This is a genomic window from Paenibacillus sp. Y951, assembly GCF_056786395.1.
This window is the reverse complement of the sequence record NZ_JBXCIY010000003.1, coordinates 34,147-56,579: the sequence shown is the minus strand read 5'-3', so window position 1 is coordinate 56,579 and position 22,433 is coordinate 34,147. Positions and strand designations below refer to the sequence as shown.

Below are 22,433 nucleotides of genomic sequence, written 5' to 3'. Positions count from 1 at the left end.
CATGTGGAGGTTTATTAATGTCGTTACTACTTCGTAATCGTGGATCAATTTTATTATTAATGATCAATATTTTTATCATCTTTGTCGGAATCGGTTTAGTGATTCCGATACTTCCTAAATATATGGAATTATTGCATATTAACGGTAGTCAAATCGGGTTGATGGTCGCAGCCTTTTCTATTGCACAACTTATATTCTCGCCAATTGCTGGCCGAATTTCAGATCGTCTAGGTAGAAAACCGGTCATTATAACCGGAATGCTTATATTCGCAGCATCAGAATGGATGTTTGGGGCATCTAACTCTATACCCTTACTTTTTATTGCTCGTGCGCTCGGAGGAGTTGGTGCTGCTTTAATTATGCCAGCAGTACTTGCCTATGCAGCTGATATTACAACGAAGCAAGAACGTGCCCAAGGAATGGGCTTTATTAATGCAGCGATAACTACTGGCTTCATTATCGGCCCAGGTATTGGTGGGTTTGTAGCCCAATATGGCGTAAGAATCCCATTCTATGGTGCTGCAGTTGCTGGATTGATCGCTGCGTTAGTTACATTTATATTTTTACCTGCTCGTGTAGAAGTCGCCGACAAAGATGCGAATGAATCATTGCAGGATGACAAGTCTTCCATACCGCTTTGGAAACAGCTTGCACTTTCAGTGAAAGAACCTTACTTTATGAGTTTAATTATTATTTTCATTGCCTCATTCGGATTAGCGAATTTCGATACAGTCTTTACCCTTTATATGAATGACAAATTCGGATTTAGTACCATTGATATCGCTTATATTATTACATTCGGTTCGATCGCTGGTGCGGTCATTCAAGCTACCGCGTTTGGCACAATATTGAACAAATTTGGTGAATTCAAAGTAATTACAGCTTGTCTATTAGCCTCGGCTTTATTTATCGTATTAACGATATTTGTCCATAAGTACTGGTTAATCTTCGCTGTAACATTCCTTGTATTTTTGGCGATGGATATACTTAGACCTGCATTAGGTACATTAATGTCCAAGATGACAACAACAGAGCAAGGCTACGTCGCTGGATTGAATTCGGCGTATACAAGTCTTGGTAATATTATTGGACCAATCATTGCTGGTATGCTATACGATATTAATATCGATTATCCGTATTTATTAGCCGGTGTCGTTCTATTTCTATGCTTTGTTCTTTCAGCGGCGACAGGTCGCAAATATTTGACTGCGCCTTCGAATTCTAATTAATCGTTCTGCATTAGAAAAAGCCATAATTACGAATGAGTATGCTAACATCGTATTAATGGCTATTTTGCTTCTCTTTAGATTAATCCGCTTTACTTTTACTGTCAATTTCTTTTTTTCGATTCCACTGCCGATATAAATTATACACAAGAACAGACATTGCAGAGACGAGAATACCTTGAATGATACCATCAACAACTTTAGATGTTATCGCGATTCCAACAATAATGCCTGCCCCTGTATTCACATATGGAATTAGCCAATCAGGTACCTTCGGCGTCGATTTCATCATCCATCCTAGAAATAATAAGACTGGGACAAGAATTAGCATTTCTGGTTCAATGTATTGCTTCACTAGAAGGTACAACTCATTATTGAAAATAAATTCCATTGCGTTCACTCCCTATGAAAAAATTATGCATTGATCACACATAATACTATATTCATAGATTGTAAGAATGAGCGGAAATATACCTAGCTTGTCTGAATAAATATTACGGTTGTAGCAAAGTCCAAATTTCATTAAGGCTATCACCTTCTAGTTTGAAATAGACGCTAGTATTCCCATAAATAACATATCCTTCTCGTATAATAAACAAATTTACTTCTGTTCCATCACCTAGCCTAAGTGTTAGCAGTCGATATTGTTCATTATTTCTGAAATCGCCTAACTCTTCACCGACAATTTGACGATCATATGGCTTTGCTTCATTCAATTCGGTAATAAAGGTGTTTAATAGTTCAAGATCAATGATTGGATTGTACTTCTCTGTACTGTAATACCAATCGGAGTACGTCTCATAAGTTGCGCCTGCGATATTATCAACTATATTTAATTGAGCGATGATGTCTGCACCAGAATAGACAGTAAACCCATTTAAACATTCAAAAAATTCAGTATATAAACTACCATCATCGTTTTCCAAGTACGTCATAATTCTAAAATCTGTATCATAGCCATTCACCGCAAATATATCTTGAACACCTATAGTAGAAGCTAATTCCTGAGAATACTCACTTTGTGAACTCCACTCATCGATATTCCCTTTTGTTGTGCCAAGCTTTACTCCCTTTAATTGCTTAGCAAGTTGTGGATCAACGCTCGATTGCGTCTGTGTATAGATCTTCCCGTTATAGACAACCAATCCGATCATATCTGCGTTTCCACTATTTTTGGGTAGCTTTATCGCTGGCATCTCGATACCTTCTTTTTGTTGATCAACAGTAATATCGTTAGGTTGTTGGATATTTACATCACTGCCAATGACCACTCCAGGAGAGTGAGTATCGTCTAACTCAATCATTCCTTCAATGCTTAATACGGCTGTTATAATTACGAGTACACTCGCTACAGCAATGAGAGTGCCTTTCCATCTCCAATTCATCCACTTCGATTGCTTTTGTGCTAATCTGGCATGTTTAATATTCTTTTTTGGTGAAATAAAATTCATCCCCTTTACTCTTTATATGTAATAGACGAGAGAAGTAGCTTATTGGGTTCATCAATCTAAAAAAAACAGTTACTGATAACTAATCAGCACTGTTTTCTTGATTTTGAACTACTATTCAATAAAAAATCCCCCACTATACTTGTAGTTTAGTGAGGGAGTTCGACTATACATTCTTATTAACGAAAAGGAGCCGTTATTGTTCTTCCAATATCTTCAATTAGAATACCAACGTCTTCAGCCATATCACGCACCGGATGACCGTCCATTGGAACCATTTGAGTCTTCATATCTTGAATACGAGTGTGCATGTTTTTATCGCTAGTAACATGAACTTTGTATCCTTTATGCGACTTCTCAACAACTTTTTTGACTTGTTTTTCTACTTCTGCTTTGTTTGCATTGTCATTCAAGTCAACACCAACGACAACATCGTTGTTATTAACAAACACAGTAGATGCTGATACGCCTTTTACTTTCAAAATCGAGTTTTTAATTTTTTCGGCTGCATCATTTGTACCCATGTTGTTTTCATTCAAGTTACCATTCATATTACCGTTCATGTTGCCATTCATATTGCCATTCATATTGCCATTCATGTTTCTATCCCTATTAGCATCAATTATGGATTTACTTTCCATTGAACGGTCTCTTGGCTCATTTGTTTTTACATTCCCATCATTCATTCCGCATCCTGACATTGTCAGCACAATGCTCGCAGAAATAAGTGCAATCGCCATGCGTTTATACATATTTTTTTCACCCCCTGAGCTTATATTGCACAAACAATAGTCGTTTTATGTGAGTGTGAAAAAATACAAAATTTTCATGTTCTCTAATGTACTCTTTACAATTAGCTTAAATGTTGAGGTGAATATATACCGCTTTGCTTGCAAAGCACAAAAAGAAATGACCATTCTACCTGTACGATAGCGATCATTTCTATTTTTGGATACATAATAAATTATAACTTTTTTTTCCTTTTTCTTAAATATTGCGCAAATTCGCTAATTAAATTGATATTATGATTCTGTTTAAAACGAAGTAATAGAATAGGAATTGATGCTAATATCGTTATTACCAAGCACATAAGAACAGAATCTAGAATCACAGACGGTAATGCTTCATCATATTGTTTATTTATTTGATCTTGAGGCATACCTGGATATTCTCCAGCTTTAATACTATTTAGTTTGCTAGTTGCAATCCATAAGGGAACTGAAAAACCTATATAGAAAGCGAAGATAATAGAAGCCACTATTGTTTTTACATACTGTCTGAAAAAACTAACTTTCTTTTCGTCATTTTTCACTGTTTTCCTCCTCAATGCTGAACTGAATCTACAGCTAAATAAAATCTATTCAAGCATAGGAAGCTAAGTACAAATATAATTAATTCTGATGATTATTAGCTACGTTTAGATTAATACTCGATTGTTCAAAAAATCTGAAAAGTGGCTTTTGAGACTACATCCAATCTCAAAAATAGATGCCCCGAGATATGATTTGATTCTACATCAATTTAATATAACTGTAAATGGATGGATATTTTATAGTTATATCCTTATATTGGTAGAGATATTTCTGGATAGGATCCGTAAATATTTCCTCGTTGTTTTGTTCAAATACTTCAATGAATTTATGTAATAAGATTATTACACCTTTGAATTTATAAAAAGAAGCATGAGATTTAAACCCGGTACATGCACATCTAGGCGTACGCCCACATACATTAGAGAACAGACTATATAGGCTAAGTACGATTTGTCTTGGCCCTTACTTGCATGTGGAGGTGGATGTATGCCAGGTTTTTTCTCATCAATTGCGTTGTTCATTAAGCAACTCACATTATTAGTATCGTATGTTAAGAACAATGCGTTTCCCCAGCCTTTGAAAGAAGACGAAGAACAATATCATCTAGCGCAAATGGCACTTGGTGATGCTAACTCCCGCAACATACTTATCGAGCATAATCTTCGACTGGTTGCACATATTGTCAAAAAATTTGACAATACAGGCGAGGATCAAGAAGATCTCATTTCCATCGGAACAATCGGCTTAATTAAAGCGATTGAAAGCTTTCAAACTGGTAAAGGTACAAAGTTAGCTACCTTTGCCGCAAGATGTATTGAGAACGAGATACTTATGCACCTTAGATCATTGAAAAAAACTCGTAAAGATGTTTCATTGCATGATCCGATTGGAACGGATAAAGAAGGAAACGAGATCACTTTAATAGATATACTCGGAAATGATGTGGATGACATTGCCGATCAGGTACAGCTTGAAATGGAAAAAAGTAAAATATATAAAAATCTAAGTATTCTTGATGATCGAGAAAAGGAAGTCGTTATTACAAGGTTCGGGTTGTTAAATGGCGGAGATGAACGTACCCAGCGTGAAATTGCGAAAGATCTTGGTATAAGTCGGAGCTATGTTTCGAGAATTGAGAAGCGTGCGTTGATGAAGTTGTATCATGAGTTTTATAAGGGGAAAAGATAATTACTGGTGACTTAGGCTTAGAAATGAATATCTAACATATAATGCAGACAAATAAAAGCACCTTAAGTTGGAATACGATTAAGTAAATAAATCGTACCATTTTGAGGTGCTTTTTCGTATGGGGAGGGATAATATGCTGTACAGAAAAATGTTGATTAACTATCCCTTAAATTTAATCATTAAATTCGCTCAATTCATGCATTCTCACAAGATACTGTAGAGATTCCTGCGTAATACTATTCTACTTCAAAAGGAGTAGCTTTAAGTTTTCGTGTAGCCAATCATTAGAAACTCTCGACATGGACTCAACTCCTTCAGACTATTTCTACACTATATGTGGCTTGAAATAGTGAACTTACTAGTATCATCCACGTCACTATTAGTCGCTCCCCTTAGCAGTTCGATAATCTCATCGTATGACTCTACGGACGGCGTATTTGACGGGTCTATTATATCCAGATACCCATTTCCAACTTTAAACCTCCAATACTCAGCAATTTCTAGAGCATTCCAAGTTTTACCCACAGTTAGCGAAGGATTCGCACCAGATAGTAAAAGGAATTTGACTACTTCCACGTGTCCTTCTGAAGCAGCTTGTTGGAGTAAGGTATGTCCAGGATTTAGACCTTCTGAGTAATAATTTACATCCATTCCGTTTTCTAAGAACAACTTCACTATGTCAACAGAATTATCAACAAAGCTATATATAGCAGGACCCACAGGACCAACCATAACCGTTGGATCAGCACCTGATTTTAATAATCCGGTGACTTCCACTATATCTTTGTTAAACACAGCATCTAAAAGTTGGTTCTGTTTTGCAGAAGTAATCCATATCACATTTAATGATCCACCATATAGTTCTACGCTCCCTCCACTTGCCGTTCCTACAAACCTTAGAGGAATAAATGTTGTTCCATTTTTAATTATTGGCGCTATTGGCATAACTTCGATATTATCATTAACTTTAGCGTAAACGGAGCCAATGGTAAGTTTAATTGTCTTGTCAGCATTTTTCCCTATCACCTGATTGTTATTAGAATCCCACTCTACATTAAAGCCAAGTTGGTTGAAAAATGGGCGGAAAGGTATCATGGTTATTCCATTTTGTATGTAAGCCTGTGTAGTAAGCTTAAGCTCTTTGTTATCAATAACAATTTTATAAGCAACAGTTTTTGCGTTCGGTTCGGTTGCGTTGATGAGCGAATTAACTGGAAAGAAAAATAAAACTAATAAAACAATAACTCGTTTAATCATCTGATTATTTCACTCCTAGTACAAAATGATAGGAAAGATTTATTTTCATGATCTTTTCTATTAGTTTCAAATAAACAATATAAATTTACTTTTCAATTTTTTTCGCTAATTTCCGATAACGTTCAGGTATTCACGAACTTGCACAGCAAGTTGTCACATGAATCTACTACTGAGTATGCCCTCCGCGTGAATACCGTGTTATATGAAGTCCCCATCTTCTTGAACACTCAAACAATCTATTAAAGTTTTAAACTCCCTTTCAATTCTGTATATTCTTCTGGTGATGTTAGCTAACTATTATATTATTCAATATAATTTCAAACTCTAATCTTCAGGGATTATCTCATATGCAATTGCTCCATTCGGAGCAGGGCTGTCTGCTGTAATGGGTGGAAAACTTTTATAATTACGCTCAGCGATTTTATTGATAAACTTATTGCTTGCAAATAGAATTACTGAAAATCCAGCGATTGTAATAATAAGTCTAGAAAATACATTTAACGATGCAATTTTCAAATCAAACTCCGGAAAAATCTGAAGTGTTGTACCTAAAGCAATGTATATCAAGCCTGTTCGAAAAAAATAAGTTTCTTTAAGAATACCAAGAATCTTAGGTGAAACTTTATCAAATATGGGCGTTACAACATGAATTGCTTCCTGTATTTGATTTTTATTTCGTAATGCAACCATAACTGCAAGCAAAACAGATCCGCATAACGTTAGTAATAATCCAAACATACATTATCTCTCCTCATCTTCTTTGGGATTCTAAATCGAAGTGATTTTAAGTAAAACTCATTTGTTTATTGATTTATGAGGATTTTATATAACGTTCAGGTATCCACGAGCATGCGCAGCAAGTTGTCAGACAGCATCTACTTCCTGAATTTTCTCTGCTGACCAAGGGTAGCCGCTGTGTGATACTGTGTTATCTGAAATAGTGCGCTTCGAAGCCTAACTTAAGCATATATTGCTATTGGAATAACTAGAAGAACTGGACCTTCAATCTGTGTAGTAAATTCAACTGGCATTGACATTTGAGATGACATCTCATAAAAAGCAGATGTAAACTGAGATAAATTTTCTTCAGGTAGATACGCTAGTGGCGTCCCCCTTAATAAGTTAACGGATTCTTCTACTTCGCCTGGGATGTATCTAACAACTTTCCCAAGAACGACGAATTGCCCATCAATGATGTCAGCTGGACTCTCATTTGAAAAATAGTCTAGTTGTACAGGTATAACTGCTTTAATATTCGAAGAACTTATATTTTCTGAGATGAGATCCAAAGATCCTGTTTGTATAAGAATGCTTGAGAATTTCTTCATTTGTGTGATCACATCATGTTCTGCTTTAGGTTTTTGTTTACCTTGTGGCGTACTGAACAGAAGAGCAACTTCCATAAGTTGAATCATACTTTCCATATAAGCCACCATTGGATTTTTTCTCAATATACCAGAAAATTCAACAAACGTTCCTGGAATAAGTTTTTCACTATCTAATAAGTCATCCAAATTTTTTAACAATTTTCTATCAATTAACTTATCTCTTAATCTCGAAAAAAGTGAAGCAGGAGTAAACACCCGCTCTTCTTCAATTTCTTTTTCTGCTAGCTTAGAGTCCTTATGATTAAGTCCTGCTTTAAGTCCAAGATTTAAAAATGCAAATACATTTTTTGTACCCACTTCCGCAGACAAATCAGTATTAGTTCCCTTTTCATCTTTTTGAGATGTTTTTACGTTTTGGAGTTGTGAAAATCCATTCTCAACTATTGCTAATAAATCAAATACAGTCCGCTGGTTTAAGTAAATAGGAATTGAAAGTTTTCTTTCTTCCATATGAAAATACCTCCATATAATTTAATGTGCTATTTCAGCTAACATACTCTTTATGAAATCGTGTTACATCTAACAAAATAGATAATTTGAATTTATCTCATGACTAATAAGATAGATTAATGTCTAACCACATCAAATTTTACCATAATTTCTATTAATGTTACATCTAGAATATACACCTTTATACAGTTCACAATGAAAGAAACTCTCCCTCTCAAAGCCTGTCCACCAAAACCTTACGTCTCTCCTTCCCCTGCTTGACTATCAACACACGCTTCTGTAGCACAAAAACGTTACGTCGGACTTCGACTATATCGTCAAGAAGTTTGACAATACAGGCGAGGATCAAGAAGATCTTATTTCCATCGGAACAATCGGCTTAATTAAAGCGATTGAAAGCTTTCAAACTGGTAAAGGTACAAAGTTAGCTACCTTTGCCGCAAGATGTATTGAGAACGAGATACTTATGCACCTTAGATCGTTGAAAAAAACTCGTAAAGATGTTTCATTGTATGATCCGATTGGAACGGATAAAGAAGGAAACGAGATCACTTTAATAGATATACTCGGAAATGATGTGGATGACATTGCCGATCAGGTACAGCTTGAAATGGAAAAAAGTAAAATATATAAAAATCTAAGTATTCTTGATGATCGAGAAAAGGAAGTTGTTATTACAAGGTTCGGGTTGTTAAATGGCGGCGATGAACGTACCCAGCGTGAGATTGCGAAGGATCTTGGTATAAGTCGGAGTTATGTTTCGAGAATTGAGAAACGTGCGTTGATGAAGTTGTATCATGAGTTTTATAAGGGGAAGCGGTAAAAAGAAACTAAAAAAGAGAAGAACGAATAGACGAGTCTATTCCGTTCTTCTCTTGCCTTATGCTATAGTTTACAGCCCTTAAAATTATCTATCCACTTTTTCCCTACTGTTAGCGCCATTCTCTGCTTTACCATCACTTGTGATACGGTTCAGCACGATGGCTGAAGGGGCAAGTTTCGCAAAAATTCTCTAGTCAATGAAGAAACGACTAACCCGACTTGAATTAGTCGTTTCTTTGAGTTAATCCGCGTTTGTAGCTTACAGCTTTGCCACTGGTCTCAAGACTTGATAACCCAAGCCTTCAGGATAATGTCTTTGATAGTCCTGACAATCATCCTCGTTCCATTTGAATCCCATTGTGGAGGGGTCAAACGTCCATGCCAGATTCTCAACTCTGCTCATGACTTCTCCGTTATGCTGCAAATAATCAAATATCGGATGGGAGAACACAAGGTAATAGCTTGCGGCAAACTCTCTCATTTCAAAGCCATTTGGGATTTCACCATCGTACTCTAGCGGTACACCAAGGCCGTAGAAATAGGTTTTCTTGCCTTCCTCCCAAGTCCATCCAGCAGTATGAGCAGTTACTATGGGATGACTGACATAACCTATACTTTCAACATATCCCGTAACCAAATCACAATCATGTCCTGCCCATAATTCTCCGTATTCGGTTGAGGTGTTTTTGTATACTCCGATGTATTTGTGTGCAGGAATATATTCTGTACGGATACTTACATCTGATAATTCCATTTGGTTCATTGTCGATTCCCCCCTACTTTTATAATGTTCGGGGAGAAGTACAGTTCGTTTGATGGACAGAGGTAATGGCCTGGGATTTTTGCGGAATACATACGGTGTACATCCATATGCAGCAACAAAAGCCCGGGCAAATGCCTCTTGCGAAGAAAATCCATATCGGATTGCGATGTCGATTATACGTTCGTTGGTGTCTCGTATGTCCATGGTTGCGAGGCAGAGCCGTCGCCCTGCCATATAGCTTTTTAATGTCATGCCGACAATCCTGTGAAACTGCGTTGAGCAATAATAAGGGGAATACCCTATTTGCTTTGACATATCTAAAAGCGATGGGTTTTCTGTGACATGTTCCTCAATCCAGTCAATCATCCTTTGAATCGCTTCGTTCCATTCATACAATCTGTTCACCTCCCTCATATCCATCATACTAAATAGCAAGAACTGATTTATGATCTAAGTTGTGATGTTTATCCTGAATAGCTGAAGATTACGTATTCACCAAAAAATATGCCGCATTTATGATTCGGTTCACCCTCATTAATAACTAAAAGGCAGTATTCTGTCTGTTTCAAGAATACTGCCTTTTAATATCATTATCTTTCATTTAGTTTAGGTATTCCCTGTTATTTGTCAACACGATATATTGACACTATACACTCCACATGTGTGGAGTGCTTAATACTGACAAACCGATAAAACGTTGCCCCTATACCACTGCCTTAATGAGGATTTTCATCTGCATGAAGCGCGGCGACACCGATCTACACGCGCATACCATCCGACGAGGACGTGCATTTTAAAAAGCACGGAGCGGAGTTTTATGCAGATCTGCTCGTTGAAGCGATAAACAAATAAACATACAAGAAAGAGTGCTTTAGAGGTACTATCCCGCTCAAGCACTCTTTCTATATAAACCTGAGGTTGCTCTATTGGGCTACCGCCATCTTTACCTGCCTAATATAGAAGAAGCGGACGATGAAGAAATAGATGACTTGAACCATAAAAAATAGACCGAGAATAAGCAATGATTCCTTGAATAGCGAGTATTGAAACATGTTGGACAGTGTTGTGAGGGCTACAGCACCATGTACTAGAGCAACAACGATTGGCGCAAAGAAAAGCAATATAATTTGCCGATTCAGTATTTTTGAAAGTTCTCTTTCGCTCAGTCCCATCTTAGAAACGGATTTGAACTTCTGCCTGTCATCATCCAAATCGTTGTATAGACGGAAATAGAGAAAACTGCCTGCGGAGACAAAAAACACGATACCGACAAACAAACCAATGAACAGTATGGGGCCAAAGCTTTGGTTTAGAATGGAATTTTGAAATTCAAGGGCGAAAAACTCGTATTTATTAGTATAGGGAAGTTGATTGGTAAGCTTTCCGCCTGCCGCTAAGGCTTCTTTTTGCCCTAGTGGTCCATGCCATGCATAGTAATGATCTTCTTGTACAGGAGGCGGGAGTTTTGCGTATTGGTCATCGGGTACAATGAAATAGCCGCTGAAACCATGTACCGCTGGTGATACAACAGCTTGATTTGCTTCAATTACAACATGGGATGGCAGGATTACAGGCTGGTTAAGCATCCCTTGACCCATGCGTGACATCCCATAATCAACAACTGCCGCTTTCCCGCCTGAAAGCTGTATCGTGTCGAGTTCCATTAACTCCGCCATGTGGTTATAGTCGGATTGTTTAACTACGACAATCATTTTATCACTATTGGAAGCCGTGAAATAACGAAGCTGTAGCGTTGCTTTTTCGATATCGAGGTTCGATTCTTTAAGTATGTGATCAATCTGCTCAATATGCGTTTGTTCGCTGTTATTACCGTTCGTTGTCATGTAGGTGAATAAATAGGGAGTTTCCTTGTTATACCCACTGATTATGGATTGGAATCCGTAAAGCGAGCCTATGGCGCAAATCGAAACTGTAGAGATAATAGCGACCAGAAAAAAGGAACGTGCGTTGTCCTTCAAACGGTAGGCAAGATCGGAAAAAAGCAGCATGTTTGTTTTCAGCCAAAAAATCGATTCCGTACTCTTTAGCTTCCGGATGATATAGACGCTGAGCTGTGTAAACAACAGGTAGGTGCCGATAGAAACCATGATAACAACAGGAATCAGTAAAAAAATAGCTTCAGTGCCTTGGGCTCGCAAACTAAGAAAGTAGCTTGTTCCCAGCAGGATCGGGACTAGCGAAGAAAGGAGAACGGATGACCTGGGCTCACTCTTTGCCAGCCTGTTTCCCTTTAATAACGTAACTAGCTTCCCGCTGCGCAGTACAGCCGAAATAAAAAAGGAGATGAGGATAAATAGTATTAAAAATGCAAATAGAGTAAGGGCAATAGCTTTATAAGGAAAATAAAAGGGCAGTTTTTCATTGATGGTAAGGACATTTTCCCCTGCTAGCAGAATAGCCTTGGCAAACACAAGTCCCAGACCAATGCCGCCTATTATGGCAAACAAACCAATAATCATATTTTCTAAAAAAATCATCAGACGAAGCTGCACAGTGGTCATACCCTGCATGATCATCAGCCCAAATTCCCTTTTTCGTGATTGCAGGAATGCACTCATGGAGTAAAGAACAAAAAAGAAGGAGAATACATAGATAATCCACTTCGATACGGAAAGGGCAAACGTCGCACTTGAATTATTTACCTCACTAAGGACGGGGTGGTATGCAAAAATAGAAAAGGTAAAGAAAACCATAACAGTAAATAGACTGCTGAGGAAATATCCCGCATAAAGCCTTTTGTTCCGGGAGACGTTACGGAATGCGAATTGACGAAACGTCATTATGATATCCCCCTAACAGCGAAAGTGTATCCATAATTTTTTGGAAGAAGGTTTGACGATTGTCACCCCGATGTATTTCCGTGTAGAACCTACCGTCTTTAATGAAAACAACACGGTTGCAATAGCTGGCAGCCAGCGCGTCATGCGTGACCAGCATCATCGTTGATTTCTGCTCGCGGTTAATTCTCTCGAGCAATTCCATGACATCCTTCGCTGATTTGGAATCAAGATTGCCTGTTGGTTCATCTGCAAGAAGCAGCTTGGGGGAGTGAATCATAGCTCTGGCTATAGCGGCCCGCTGAGCCTGCCCCCCAGATATTTCATAGATGCGTTTTTTCATAATCTCTGTAATTCCTAACTTTTCTGCTATGGTTTTTACTTTTTGCTTCATTTCACTGACCTTGTTTCCATCAAGTGTTAGTGGCAGCACGATATTCTCCTCAACCGTCAAGGTGTGGAGTAGGTTAAAGTCCTGAAAAACAAATCCAAGCTCACGGCGGCGAAATATAGCTAACTCATTTTTGTTCAGCTTGTTGGTGGTTTTGCCGTGGAATAAAATTTCTCCAGTTGTCGGTTCGTCAATCGTTGCAATCAAGTTCAGCAGCGTTGTTTTACCGCTTCCGGAGGGACCCATAATCCCGACAAATTCACCATCATCAATCGTTAAATCTATGTCCGTTAAAGCCCGATAAGCCACTTTACCTTCATATATTTTACTAACCTGTCTTACATGCAGCATACTAATATCTCCTTTCAAGAGGAAAACAGTTAATGTCTGATCAGTATACTGTAGACAGTCAGCCGCTAACTATCGATTTCACTTTCATTTTTATTACACGCTCGTAAGCTTTTGATAGGCGGCAAAAACAATACGCACCTCTGTACCGCTATCGACCTCTGACGTAAACTCAATTCCATGTCCAAGACGATCAGCAGCCTCTTTCGACAAATAGAGCCCCATGCCCGTTGATTCACGCATGCCACGCCCGTTTTCACCGGTAAAAAAGGGATCAAATACCCGCTTGATATCCGCAACAGGAATACCTATCCCTCGATCTATAACCTCAATGACGACTTCGCTTTTACGCAAATAGCAGGAAATCACGACCTTTTTCCCTTCAGTATCTTTGTTGGCAGAATATTTAATCGCATTTATGACTAGCTGGGAAAGCATGAAAAACAGCCATTTCTCATCTGTTTCGACCGTTATGTCAGGAGTATAGTTCCGAACTTCGGGGTAAATCTGGTTGCGGATAAATAGTCGTTTATTGTCATGGACAACGGCGTTGATTATTTGTGATAAAGCAACTGGCTTGACATGAAAATCCTGTTCGAAGGCGCGAAGCCGAGCCATATAGAGGACCGTATGTAATCCCGAACGCATTCTCTCCAGTTCCTCACGAATGCTGGCAAACTCAGGCTCATCGATATTCTGAACAGTGAGTTCAATAACCGACAGAGGTGTTTTCATCTGGTGCACCCATTGGTCCATGAAGGTCAGGTGCTCCTCCTGTTGTTTCTTTACCGTGTATAGTTGTTGCTGATAATGGCGGTATTGGGTATGTAAAAGTTTCTCGAGTGCCTCCGAGATGGGTGACTGCTCGATTTTCTGAAATGAGGCGTCAAGCGATTCAAGTGGCTGACTAAGGCGGAGGTAATAGTGTTGCCGACTAAGAAATTGGTACACAAGGTATCCGCATAGAATGAAGAAAGCAAGAAAAACAGAGTAAAGAGCTGTCATAAGATTGCGATAGCCATCGAGCCAATAAATCGAAAAAATGATACACACTTGCAAAAACTGAACGACAACCAGCAAAGCGTGTTCTCTTAGAAACAGTTTCACTCGTAACTCTCCTTCGTCCACGAGACGTTTAGTCGATAGCCTGTACCTCTAACCGTCAGTAAAGCATCTTCGATGCCTAGCTCCTGAAACTTTTTTCTGACGCGGGTAATATTCACGTTAAGCGTATTTTCATCCACGTAAGCTTGATCATCCCACAACTTCTCAAGTAGGGCCTCCCGGCTGGCAACCCGTGGATAGCGCTCCATAAGACTTTCTACAATGTCGGACTCTTTTTTCGTGAGCGTTATGACTGTATCCCCAAGCTTCAGTTCCAGCCTTTCTGGATAAAGCATAAGCCCTTCTTGTTCAAGAACCAGTTCTTCATGTCTGGATGCATACTCCCCATAGGCACGTCGAAGATGGCTGTGAATTTTGGCCAACACAACCCCAGAGTGAAACGGCTTGGTGATATAATCATCACCTCCACTTTCAAGAGCCATGATCTGGTCCATTTCACCATCACGAGCTGATATGAACAGCACCGGGCAGATAGATGCGTTACGGATTTGCCTGCACCAGTAATAGCCGTCATAACTAGGTAAATTCACGTCAAGGAGAACCATATCCGGCTTGGCTTGATGGAACTCATCTAGTACATGTTGAAAATCGTTCACTAGTATCCCATCATAGCCGTACTTCATTATAGTAGACAGCAGAAGCTCTGCAATTTTCGGATCATCTTCTACGAGCATTATTTTGTGCATTTCACACACACTCTCCTTTTATGGATCATTAATGATGCAATATAAGAAAATATGAAGCCGTTGGTGTCAAAATATATTTTTGCCCATATAAAACTTCTATGGCACTTTTAAGAGCAGTGGCACCCCTTAATCGTCCTTTTTCAGTTACAGTCAGACTTATTAACTCAAATGCCCCTGGGATCGATTTGATCATGCAAAGAAGCATTTCGATTGTTATGCTTATTTTTATTATAGCACCTTTGACTTTAACCCATTAAGAATTAAATATTACAAGCTATTAGCTGGAATAGCTTAATACCAGAGCATATGTGTGTATGATCATTACAACAATGCCTTTGAGACATACTGTCACATCTCATCTAAAGAACCATCAATATTAAGCACTCCATATGTGTGGAGTAGACAGCGAAAACAAACATGACTGTGTCCCAAGGAGGTGTTTGCTCTTAAAAAGCCCATCCGTAAAAGATGGGCTTAATGTTTATTCTAAGTCTTCAATCATACCGTGTTGCTTTAAGGCTTTCAAAGCATCGAATGTCCAGATACTCTTCCAAGTTCTCTCGTCCTCACCTGTTACATGCCAGTTTAATATAAAATTGCCCTCCGTTGATTGAGTTGCAACTTCATAACTTAAGCTCTGTATTACATGTTCCCGTATTACGATTTATCGGGTCTTCCAAGGCATTAAGATTCTCAAGAGCAGTTTCTGTAACCTTCTGTAAAAATGAAGCAGGTACTAATTCTGAATAAAGATGAAGATAACCAACTAATTCAGCACTCGGATTGCCCCAACCAACAACCATTTCGGATGCAGTATCATAGGTTCTTCCTATGCCAGGTTGCCAATAATTGCGCTCCTCATCATAGGATTGTATAAGGTAGTTAATACCTTGTTGAACTAATCGTTCGCTTGATGTAGCACCTATCTCAACTAAGTATTGGAAAGCGACACTTGTTCCAATCGGGGAAGAACAATGCCTGTCACCTTCGCCCATATTTTGAAATCCCCCATCTTCATTCTGATGCTTCTCAAGAACTTGTTTAACTTCCTCAGCAGACCCATTTTCAAATTCGAACTCGAAAAGTTTTTGTTCCAATTCTCTTCCATGAGTAAATAAATATTTTTTTGCCCTTATGAAGTTCTCAAACGATAACTTTTGCATGTATTCACCCTTCAAAGTCTTCCATAGTTTTTGAGTACCAAAAGAATAAAGATACTAAAATAAGGCTGCCATTGTTTCAAACCATGTTCATCATCCCAACCGCCATCTTCGCGTTGTGAGGATTCAAGGTAATCAAGAAACTTATTAAGCAATTGTTGGGGCATAGCTATTGCGACTTCTGTATCCGGTGTACTAGCGAATTGAAATAGTGTGAAGTAGTTCTTCTCAGTAGCGTTTTTCGCACAATCAATAATATTGCATATGGTTGCTTCAATGTAAGGTCTATTTTCAGGTGTATCATCTAGGTTCAGATAGTAGTCATGGGCATGATAAGCCCCAAACAACCAGTCATTTACTCGAATGTTCTCAAGTGTCAGGTTTGATTTTACCCATAATGATGTTGATTCCACTAAGGAATTGGAGCATAATCCCAATTTGATAAGATTTCCTGTAATTGAATCAGGTGCAGACTGTCCTCCTTCACTCCACCACGGAGCATAGGGATACTTGTGTAAGGTATCTGGATTCATCAAAGAGCCATCTTCACTTCTGTTGCGTTCTATCCAATCGACAGTACCTTCCAACAAACCCGTTATTGGAATATCGGTATCACGGACAACTGTAAGCAAAAACTCTAGTGCAAGGGGATGAGAATCTGGGCATTTAATATCATGTTCCAGACCATGACCCCAACCTCCGTCAGAATTTTTATAACAAAGTAGGCATTCATGTAATCGTTCTAGTGAACCGCCATCGAATAAATAACTAAATAATGCTTGCTCCCAAAGCAATCCATTAGCGTATACGAAGTTTCTTGTTTTATCAATTGATACAGGCATTTTTAACCTCCTAATAAGTGAACGTTAGTCAATTTATTCGATAAATTGGTATAAAACTCCTGCCGAGAGTCTACAAAGAGGATCAAGAATATCTCATTTCCATCGGAATAATCGGCTTAATTAAAGCGATTGAAAGCATTCAGACAAGTAATGGCACTAAGCTAGCTGCCTTTGCAGCTCGTTGTATTGAGAACTAAATACTTATGCATTTAAGATCAGTGAAGAAAACTAGTAAAGATGTTTCATTGCATGATCCAATTGGAACGGATAAGGAAGGTAATTACTAGGTTCGGGTTGTTGAATGGCGGTGACGAACGGACTCAGCGTGAAATTGTGAAGGATCTTGGAATAAGTCGGAGTTATGTTTCCCGGATTGAGAAACGTGCACTGATGAAGCTGTATCATTAGTTTTATAAGGGAAGAGGTAAAAATAAACTAAAAGGCAGTATTCTGTCTGTTTCAAAAAAACTGCTTTTAATATCATTATCTTTCATTTAGTTTAGGTATTCCCTGTTATTTGTCAACATGATATATTGACACTACACACTCCATATGGTTTGGTTGATGACAGCTAACGATATAGCGAATTATCAGATGTAATATAATGTATGACTATACTAAATAAGAGAATAGAGGAGGAGAACAATAGTGGAAAAAGAAATGGATAACATTGCTCGTAACAAGCAGGGATTTAAGTTAAGCACCTTGTCAGGATATTTTCAAAATATTGGTGTAGATATTATGGCCTTCGACGATATTTATCCGGAAGGGCATCAATCAGGTGTCAGCATCATCATGCATGGAAATCGCGTTGCTACGAACGGCGATATACGTTTTGAACAGACGCCTGGACAGTGGCAACCGGTACCAAAGCAAGGTAAGCGAGAACTAGATGAAGAGTTGAATACGATTACCACTTCGTTAAGTTTTCCGGATACATCAAGGCACCTTAAAGGTTTCAATCCGATGATCTATCCAGATTTTGAGTTCAATTACAAAGTGGTTGTTAAAGGTGAAGGCTCGTCGATCAAAGTGTCTGTAGATCTAGATAGACCGATACCTGACAAGTTTGTCGGTAAAATATGCTTTAACATGGAACTGTTTCCTGGCGTACTATTCGGAAAACCTTGGATTATGGACGACAGGCATGGAATTTTTCCGCAGCAGCCCAACGGACCGGTTCTATCGGTACCGCCCAATTATGTACATACTGGTAATTTTAGCGAACCCGATGCAAAGGCTGACACAAAGCGACTGTCTGGCGACAACAAGGGCTACAATCCGATCATTGCCGATGACCTCATCGCCGAACCGTATGCCGTTGGTAAACGCTTTACCTCGCGGCCCGACGATCCGTACAACCGCTTTACTGTCGAAAGTAAGGGTGCAGAGCTTAAACTGTACGATGGCCGCATGAACCATAACAACGGCTGGTTTGTACTTAGTAGCGAAGTACCTAAAGGGGCGACCAACAATGCGATTCAATGGGTAATTACACCGAATGTTATAGAAGATTGGATGAATCCAGCAGTCGTTCAAACATCACAAGTAGGCTACCATCCGAAACAGACGAAAACGGCCATCATTGAACTTGATAAACGTGAAAATATACGCGAAAAACCAGTCCTTCTTAAAATAACCGAGACAGGCGAGAACAAGGTACTCTCGGCTCAAGGATTGGAATGGGGACAATTTCTCCGCTATCGCTATTTGAAATTCGACTTTACGGATATAAGGGAAGATGGTCTGTACAAAGTTCGTTACGGCTCGTCGGAATCGTCCGTATTCCGTATCGCCAGCGATGTTTATGACCGAGGCGTCTGGCAGCCGGTGCTGGAGTATTTTCTTCCGGTACAGATGTGTCATATGCGAGTGAGTGAAAAATACCGCGTATGGCATGGCCATTGTCATGATGACGACGCTCGGATGGCCCCGGTAAATTATAATCACTTCGACGGATACGAACAAGGGCCATCCACACTGACCCAATACAAACCAGGCGACGTCGTTCCAGGACTGAATGTTGGTGGCTGGCACGATGCTGGTGATTTTGACCTTCGTGTCGAGTCACAATCTGCCGAATTTTACACCTTAGCCCTTGCGTATGAAGCCTTCGATGTCAATTACGATGTGACGACGATCGATCAAGACGAACGCATCGTCGAAATCCACCAACCAGACGGAAAGAACGACATCTTACAGCAAATCGAGCATGGTGTCTTGTCCGTCGTAGGTAGTTATCGTGCATTGGGACGACTGTATCGTGGGATTATCGAAAACGACCTGCGGCAGTATGTACATCTTGGCGACAGCGCGACGATGACTGACGGTATTAAAGGAAATGATGACGACCGCTGGGTGTTCACCGAGAATAATCCGCCGCGCGAATTGACGACCGCTGCTCATCTGGCTGCCGCTTCCCGCGCATTGCAAGATTTCAACCATATATTAAGTGCTCAAGCATTGCAGGCCGCCTCCGAGATTTTTAAAGTGACAGATGGATCCGGTCCCGCCAAGGAAGCAAAATTACTTGCCGCTGTAGAATTATTCCTCACCACCGGCGAACAACAATATAAAGACTTTCTACTATCAGAATCCGATTATATCGTCGACTCCATTGACAAGGTGGGCTGGTTTACCGCAAGAGCCGAGAAAGTGCTGAATGACGCTAGTTTCACCAAAAAGATTCGCGATGCATTACCTGCTTTGAAAGAACAGTTTGCGCAGCAGAGCGCCGAAACACCTTATGGCATACCGTATCGCCCGCATATATGGGGTGCTGGATGGGGGATCCAAAGACTGGGATTTGAATACTATTTCCTACATAATGCATATCCTGATATTTTCGATCCCGAGTTAGCTCTTAATGCGCTTAACTTTGTTCTTGGATGTCATCCTGGATCCAATACGGCGTCGTTCGCGTCGGGTGTCGGGGCTATATCGGCGACAGTAGGGTATGGACTTAATCGCGCTGATTGGTCGTATATTCCCGGCGGCGTCATCTCAGGCACTGCATTGATTCGCCCTGACTTTCCCGAACTGTTGGTCTTCCCTTATTTGTGGCAACAAGTGGAATATGTAATGGGAGGCGGTTCTACGCATTTTATGTTCTTAGCATTAGCGGTGCAGCAAATTACGGCCGGTAAATAAATAAATATATAATTAGTGGCCGCAAAAAAAGCGATGAGGATGTGCTCATCGCTTTTTTCTCCCTTATCTTTTCGCAGCTTTTATTGATCTTGAAACCCGTGCAACGGTGGCTGAGTCTTAATTATGCGTAAACTTATTCCTCAACTGGTTCTTCACCATGGCCTACTGCCGTTAACTTCACGGCCTCCCCTCTCGATTCAACCATATCAAATTAAATCAGAGGATACATATTCATTTTTCAACTTAGAGAAGATAGCTAGATCAACATACTTCCCTTTTTCAAACTCATGTTGCCTCAAGACACCTTCTTTGTGAAAACCGAGCTTATTCATCAAACGGATCGACGCCTCATTATCCGGTTCCACTTTTGCCTCGATTTTATTGACCTCCATGGTCAAAAAGCCAAAATGCATGATACGTTTCACCACCTCTGTCATAATACCCTTTCCCCAAAATTCAGGAGCTAAATCATAACCAATTTCAATACGATTGTGTACCTTCTCGTAGTTCAAAAATCCGCATGTTCCAATCACCTTTTTAGAATTACTATCTTCAATCATCCACCGCAAACCGGATTGTTCCATGAAAATTTTCTGATACCAATTCATTTCATTTATCGCGTCCTCAACGGAAGTAAATGGCGTGAATGGCATATAATTCACAACAGCCTCATTTGAATAAAGCTCAAAAATATCATAGCGATCTTTTTCTTCTGCTTTCCGCAGTGTGAACCGTTCTGTTTTCAATTTGGGGAAATCAACAAATACAAAACCTGAATTCATACTAATTCTCCTTTTTTCACCGAATAACAATGTAAATATACTAAATAATAGAATAGGTTGTTATATCTAATATAAAATGTAGTGGTGTTCCCCTAAAAACTGCATTAATAGAAAGAACAAGAGGGATCTCTAAATTCTCATCCTAATCTGTCGTAACCAGTCCCTCTATACTCAGTTGTTCAAAATCTTCAGACTTAGGTGTCTGATATGGTTTTTCCATGTCATATTTTTTCTCAAGCTTAAATTGTGAATTTAACTGGTCTAAAAACAAGTTTTCAATCGTTTTTTTATCAATACCTTCTGATACTGCACATTCTACTAAATTCTTTATCTTTTGGTTAATTTCATCCAAGATGGTTGAACTCCCTTGCGCATTAACCTTTACAACATCCTCTAACGATCTAAATAACTTTGCTTTTCCATCATTCTTCAGCTTAACTACACCCTCACTATTACCAATGACATAAAGAGGTGACCATTTCAAGTTTAGGTTTTCTTTTACGCCTTCCCAAGTTCCACTAGATTTTCCCCCTGATATTTTTGATGATGCAACGAGCACAGCATCAGAAGGTGCATGAATAAATTTATTTCGTTGCATCGCATATGATCCAGAAAATGGAGCATCTAGTTTTTGAGTAGACATGATCAAAAGTTGCCCATTCTTAATGTATTCTCGAATCTCACGTTTCTTCACCCATTTGGCTAAGCCATCAGCTGGAAATATAACTGCTTTCCCTCCATTTTGAAGAGTCGAATCCACAGCTGTAGAATCAATCCCTCTTGCACCACCAGATATAATTATAACGCCCTGCGAAGCAGCTTCTCTTGCAATTATCTCTGTTTGTGCCAATTCATCAGAGCTTGCATCCCTAGCACCTACTACTCCCAATGCATGATGTGACAAAATTGACGGATCACCAGCATAATAAAAAAACGCGGGGACATATTTTTGAGTTAACTTTTTAATCCGTTGAGGCATTTCGGATCGAAACATAATTCCATATCCTTGATGAATAATTTCTTCAAGTTCAAGCATTGAAATTCCAAGTTTTCTGCGCGCCTCAATCTTATTTATTATTTTAGTTTTCTGTGAAGTTGTCGCTTGTGTTAATAGTTTCAACAATACAGCTGAGTCCATTGACAGTAAAACTTCCGGCTGAAATTTATAACTACCTAATGCCTTAACAATGGTGTTCCACTCCAAAATAGTCAGTGGAATAGTTCTCGTCTGTGGCAGTTGGGCGCAAAACAAATATGTTGCTTTTTCATTGTCTGTAAACCTCATAAACTCACCTC

20 protein-coding genes and 1 pseudogene are annotated in these 22,433 nt (G+C 39.2%); 5 read left to right on the top strand and 16 right to left on the bottom strand.

The genetic code is table 11. From position 1 onward, the window contains the following. Positions 1–17: 17 nt before the first annotated feature. On the top strand, positions 18–1,229 hold the full coding sequence (locus AC1TPB_RS05035) for an MFS transporter (RefSeq protein WP_482075507.1): 1,212 nt from the start codon (positions 18–20) through the stop codon (positions 1,227–1,229). Between the two features lie 79 nt (positions 1,230–1,308). Here AC1TPB_RS05035 and AC1TPB_RS05030 read toward each other — a convergent pair whose 3' ends face one another. The 4 genes from AC1TPB_RS05030 to AC1TPB_RS05015 form a co-directional block, all read right to left on the bottom strand. Further along, positions 1,309–1,617 (bottom strand): phage holin family protein, encoded by a 309-nt coding sequence (locus tag AC1TPB_RS05030; protein ID WP_482075506.1) that lies wholly within the window; start codon positions 1,615–1,617, stop codon positions 1,309–1,311. Positions 1,618–1,720: 103 nt separating this feature from the next. Beyond that, positions 1,721–2,677 carry a hypothetical protein gene (locus tag AC1TPB_RS05025; protein ID WP_482075505.1) on the bottom strand — a complete coding sequence of 319 codons (957 nt, stop codon included), beginning with the start codon at positions 2,675–2,677 and terminating at the stop codon, positions 1,721–1,723. Positions 2,678–2,853: 176 nt separating this feature from the next. Continuing rightward, complete coding sequence (locus AC1TPB_RS05020; protein ID WP_482075504.1) at positions 2,854–3,426, bottom strand: YhcN/YlaJ family sporulation lipoprotein; 573 nt, start codon at positions 3,424–3,426, stop codon at positions 2,854–2,856. 212 nt (positions 3,427–3,638) lie between these two features. Beyond that, positions 3,639–3,986, bottom strand: coding sequence for a hypothetical protein (locus tag AC1TPB_RS05015; RefSeq protein WP_482075503.1), 348 nt, complete (start codon positions 3,984–3,986; stop codon positions 3,639–3,641). A gap of 487 nt (positions 3,987–4,473) precedes the next feature. Here AC1TPB_RS05015 and sigK (AC1TPB_RS05010) point away from each other — a divergent pair, with 487 nt between their 5' ends. Beyond that, complete coding sequence (sigK, locus tag AC1TPB_RS05010) at positions 4,474–5,175, top strand: RNA polymerase sporulation sigma factor SigK (RefSeq protein WP_482075502.1); 702 nt, start codon at positions 4,474–4,476, stop codon at positions 5,173–5,175. Positions 5,176–5,505: 330 nt separating this feature from the next. Here sigK (AC1TPB_RS05010) and AC1TPB_RS05005 read toward each other — a convergent pair whose 3' ends face one another. The 3 genes from AC1TPB_RS05005 to AC1TPB_RS04995 all read right to left on the bottom strand — a co-directional run bounded on the left by AC1TPB_RS05005 (position 5,506) and on the right by AC1TPB_RS04995 (position 8,270). Continuing rightward, positions 5,506–6,432 carry a stalk domain-containing protein gene (locus tag AC1TPB_RS05005; RefSeq protein WP_482075501.1) on the bottom strand — a complete coding sequence of 309 codons (927 nt, stop codon included), beginning with the start codon at positions 6,430–6,432 and terminating at the stop codon, positions 5,506–5,508. Positions 6,433–6,756: 324 nt separating this feature from the next. Next, on the bottom strand, positions 6,757–7,170 hold the full coding sequence (locus AC1TPB_RS05000; protein WP_482075500.1) for a hypothetical protein: 414 nt from the start codon (positions 7,168–7,170) through the stop codon (positions 6,757–6,759). 221 nt (positions 7,171–7,391) lie between these two features. Further along, a complete protein-coding gene (locus tag AC1TPB_RS04995; RefSeq protein WP_482075499.1) occupies positions 7,392–8,270 on the bottom strand; it encodes a DUF6414 family protein in 879 nt (292 codons plus the stop codon). 313 nt (positions 8,271–8,583) lie between these two features. On the opposite strand from AC1TPB_RS04995, the gene sigK (AC1TPB_RS04990) reads away from it, so the two are divergent. Further along, positions 8,584–9,093: an RNA polymerase sporulation sigma factor SigK gene (gene sigK / locus AC1TPB_RS04990; RefSeq protein ID WP_482075786.1), complete on the top strand. Its 510-nt coding sequence runs from the start codon at positions 8,584–8,586 to the stop codon at positions 9,091–9,093. Between the two features lie 258 nt (positions 9,094–9,351). On the opposite strand, the gene AC1TPB_RS04985 is transcribed toward sigK (AC1TPB_RS04990), so the two are convergent. The 7 genes from AC1TPB_RS04985 to AC1TPB_RS04955 form a co-directional block, all read right to left on the bottom strand. Continuing rightward, a complete protein-coding gene (locus AC1TPB_RS04985; RefSeq protein WP_482075498.1) occupies positions 9,352–10,260 on the bottom strand; it encodes a helix-turn-helix domain-containing protein in 909 nt (302 codons plus the stop codon). A gap of 518 nt (positions 10,261–10,778) precedes the next feature. Continuing rightward, entirely contained in the window at positions 10,779–12,656 is a 1,878-nt protein-coding gene (locus AC1TPB_RS04980; RefSeq protein ID WP_482075497.1) for an ABC transporter permease, read from the bottom strand. Continuing rightward, positions 12,628–13,395 carry an ABC transporter ATP-binding protein gene (locus AC1TPB_RS04975; protein ID WP_482075496.1) on the bottom strand — a complete coding sequence of 256 codons (768 nt, stop codon included), beginning with the start codon at positions 13,393–13,395 and terminating at the stop codon, positions 12,628–12,630. The genes AC1TPB_RS04980 and AC1TPB_RS04975 overlap by 29 nt, the downstream gene beginning before the upstream one ends. A 93-nt stretch (positions 13,396–13,488) precedes the next feature. Beyond that, positions 13,489–14,499 (bottom strand): sensor histidine kinase, encoded by a 1,011-nt coding sequence (locus AC1TPB_RS04970; RefSeq protein ID WP_482075495.1) that lies wholly within the window; start codon positions 14,497–14,499, stop codon positions 13,489–13,491. Beyond that, a complete protein-coding gene (locus AC1TPB_RS04965) occupies positions 14,496–15,203 on the bottom strand; it encodes a response regulator transcription factor (protein WP_482075494.1) in 708 nt (235 codons plus the stop codon). The genes AC1TPB_RS04970 and AC1TPB_RS04965 overlap by 4 nt, the downstream gene beginning before the upstream one ends. 623 nt (positions 15,204–15,826) lie before the next feature. Continuing rightward, positions 15,827–16,366: a hypothetical protein gene (locus AC1TPB_RS04960; protein ID WP_482075493.1), complete on the bottom strand. Its 540-nt coding sequence runs from the start codon at positions 16,364–16,366 to the stop codon at positions 15,827–15,829. 11 nt (positions 16,367–16,377) lie between these two features. Then, the gene (locus AC1TPB_RS04955; RefSeq protein ID WP_482075492.1) at positions 16,378–17,205 is read right to left on the bottom strand and encodes a hypothetical protein; all 828 of its coding nucleotides are present in this window, start codon (positions 17,203–17,205) and stop codon (positions 16,378–16,380) included. Between the two features lie 77 nt (positions 17,206–17,282). Here AC1TPB_RS04955 and AC1TPB_RS04950 point away from each other — a divergent pair. Both AC1TPB_RS04950 and AC1TPB_RS04945 read left to right on the top strand, forming a co-directional pair. Then, a pseudogene (locus tag AC1TPB_RS04950) lies at positions 17,283–17,613 on the top strand (sigma factor-like helix-turn-helix DNA-binding protein); the annotation flags it as partial. A 240-nt stretch (positions 17,614–17,853) separates the two neighbouring features. After that, positions 17,854–20,355, top strand: coding sequence for a glycoside hydrolase family 9 protein (locus tag AC1TPB_RS04945; protein ID WP_482075491.1), 2,502 nt, complete (start codon positions 17,854–17,856; stop codon positions 20,353–20,355). A gap of 206 nt (positions 20,356–20,561) precedes the next feature. Here AC1TPB_RS04945 and AC1TPB_RS04940 read toward each other — a convergent pair whose 3' ends face one another. Both AC1TPB_RS04940 and AC1TPB_RS04935 read right to left on the bottom strand, forming a co-directional pair. After that, the gene (locus AC1TPB_RS04940) at positions 20,562–21,137 is read right to left on the bottom strand and encodes a GNAT family N-acetyltransferase (protein ID WP_482075490.1); all 576 of its coding nucleotides are present in this window, start codon (positions 21,135–21,137) and stop codon (positions 20,562–20,564) included. A gap of 142 nt (positions 21,138–21,279) precedes the next feature. Then, complete coding sequence (locus AC1TPB_RS04935; RefSeq protein WP_482075489.1) at positions 21,280–22,422, bottom strand: DNA-processing protein DprA; 1,143 nt, start codon at positions 22,420–22,422, stop codon at positions 21,280–21,282. Between the last annotated feature and the right edge of the window lie 11 nt (positions 22,423–22,433).